Raw genomic sequence first — 1569 nt, 5'->3', positions numbered from 1 at the left:
AGAACTGGCCAACGAGCGTCGGCGGTTCGGTTATCGGCGGCTCTTCGTGCTTCTGCGGCGCGAAGGCGAGCCTTCTGGCATCAACCGGATCTATCGGCTCTACCGCGAGGAAGGGCTAACGGTGCGCAAGCGAAAGGCCCGGCGCAAGGCTGTCGGGACGCGGGCTCCGATCCTGGTCGAGGCGCGGCCAAATGCGCGCCCCCTCTCGTCGTTTGCCGTGCAAACGACTGCCGGTCGCCGGGATCGCTGGATTTCGTTCACGACCAGTTCGCCAACGGTCAGCGCTTCCGGGTGCTCAACGTGGTCGACGATGTCACCCGGGAGTGCCTCGCGGCGATCCGTCGACCACATGGGTCGACCCTCGATCTCGGGGCGCCGTGTGGCTCGTGAACTGACAGCCCTGATCGAGCGCCGCGGAAAGCCCGGGATGATCGTCTCTGACAACGGCACCGAACTGACCAGTAACGCTATCTTAACCTTCACTGCCGCGCACCGGATCGAATGGCACTACATCGCGCCGGGCAAGCCCATGCAGAACGGCTTCGTGGAGAGCTTCAACGGGCGGATGCGGGACGAGCTGCTCAACGAGACCATGTTCCGAAACCTGGCCCACGCGCGGATCGTGATCGCCGCCTGGGCTGCCGACGACAACACCGAACGCCCGCATTCGGCCTTGGACTACCAGACACCGGCTGACTACGCGCGGGCCCTGAACACCGCAATCGCCCGCCCCGCTGCGCGAGATGAAAGCTCCGCGCGTCGGGCGATTGCTCAACCTGCGCCGATCGGCGTAAACACCAACCGGGCTCCGGTCGCGGCTGGATGAAAGTTCAGTGGCAGGTCACCAGACGGTTCCATGAACGGCTGCACATATCCACCCGACAGTACGCACGAATTGTCCGTGAATGGGTGACATCCATTGGCTTGGAGGCCAGCGCCTACGGCACCCACTCGATGCGGCGCACGAAGGTGACGCAGATCTACAAGAAGACGGGCAACCTGCGCGCGGTTCAGCTTCTGTTGGGCCACACGAAGATGGATAGCACCGTCAGATACTTGGGCGTCGAGTTGGAAGATGCGCTTGCGATTGCAGAGGCCATCGAAATCTGAAGACTTGGGCCGTCTTCACGGACGGCCCGAACCGGACATCGGCGCAACCTCACGTTGCCGCAACGCGGCTTCACCAAACCCGCCGCTCGTGCATCGCGCAGCATTTCCAAGCGTTCAACGGCGGCAACGCGGACAAACCAAGCTTTTGCGAGCGCAGTTATTTCTGGTCCAGCACCAGCCCGCATTTGCGGCACATCAATTTTTCCGCATAGCGTGCATCGTCGAACCGGTCATTCGAGGGCATCGATTTGGAGCGGATCGGAACCGTCCATTCGCCGCAGCCATGCCAGAGCACCAAGTAGCGGACAAGGAGAGCATCTGGCATTGGCGTCTAAATGGCGACTTTGGTTCCGCGCTTCGGTTGCGAAAGTTGGCACCTGCGGCCCGCTACTGGCGTCTTCAGGCGCACAGGTTGCCATAGGTTATCATAGGCAATTGGGACCCTAGGGTCAGGATTCA

1 protein-coding gene and 2 pseudogenes are annotated in these 1569 nt (G+C 62.0%); 2 read left to right on the top strand and 1 reads right to left on the bottom strand.

Annotated features, from left to right (window positions below; all coding sequences use genetic code 11):
• Together KO516_RS06355 and KO516_RS06350 are read left to right on the top strand one after the other, a co-directional pair.
• Positions 1 to 826 (top strand): annotated as a pseudogene (locus tag KO516_RS06355) (IS3 family transposase); the annotation flags it as partial.
• A 23-nt stretch (positions 827 to 849) separates the two neighbouring features.
• Positions 850 to 1110, top strand: a pseudogene (locus KO516_RS06350) (tyrosine-type recombinase/integrase); the annotation flags it as partial.
• 157 nt (positions 1111 to 1267) lie between these two features.
• Here the strand turns inward: KO516_RS06350 and KO516_RS06345 are convergent.
• The gene (locus tag KO516_RS06345) at positions 1268 to 1435 is read right to left on the bottom strand and encodes a hypothetical protein (RefSeq protein ID WP_216002956.1); all 168 of its coding nucleotides are present in this window, start codon (positions 1433 to 1435) and stop codon (positions 1268 to 1270) included.
• Between the last annotated feature and the right edge of the window lie 134 nt (positions 1436 to 1569).

The organism is Citreicella sp. C3M06, from assembly GCF_018860705.1.
GTDB lineage: Bacteria > Pseudomonadota > Alphaproteobacteria > Rhodobacterales > Rhodobacteraceae > Salipiger.
Note: the sequence above shows the minus strand (reverse complement) of the source record. Positions and strands in the feature narration are given on the sequence as shown.

What these genes read in the sequence shown, in the direction of transcription:
- KO516_RS06345 (WP_216002956.1), bottom strand. Translation starts at nt 1,435, where the DNA reads ATGCCAGATGCTCTCCTTGTCCGCTACTTGGTGCTCTGGCATGGCTGC.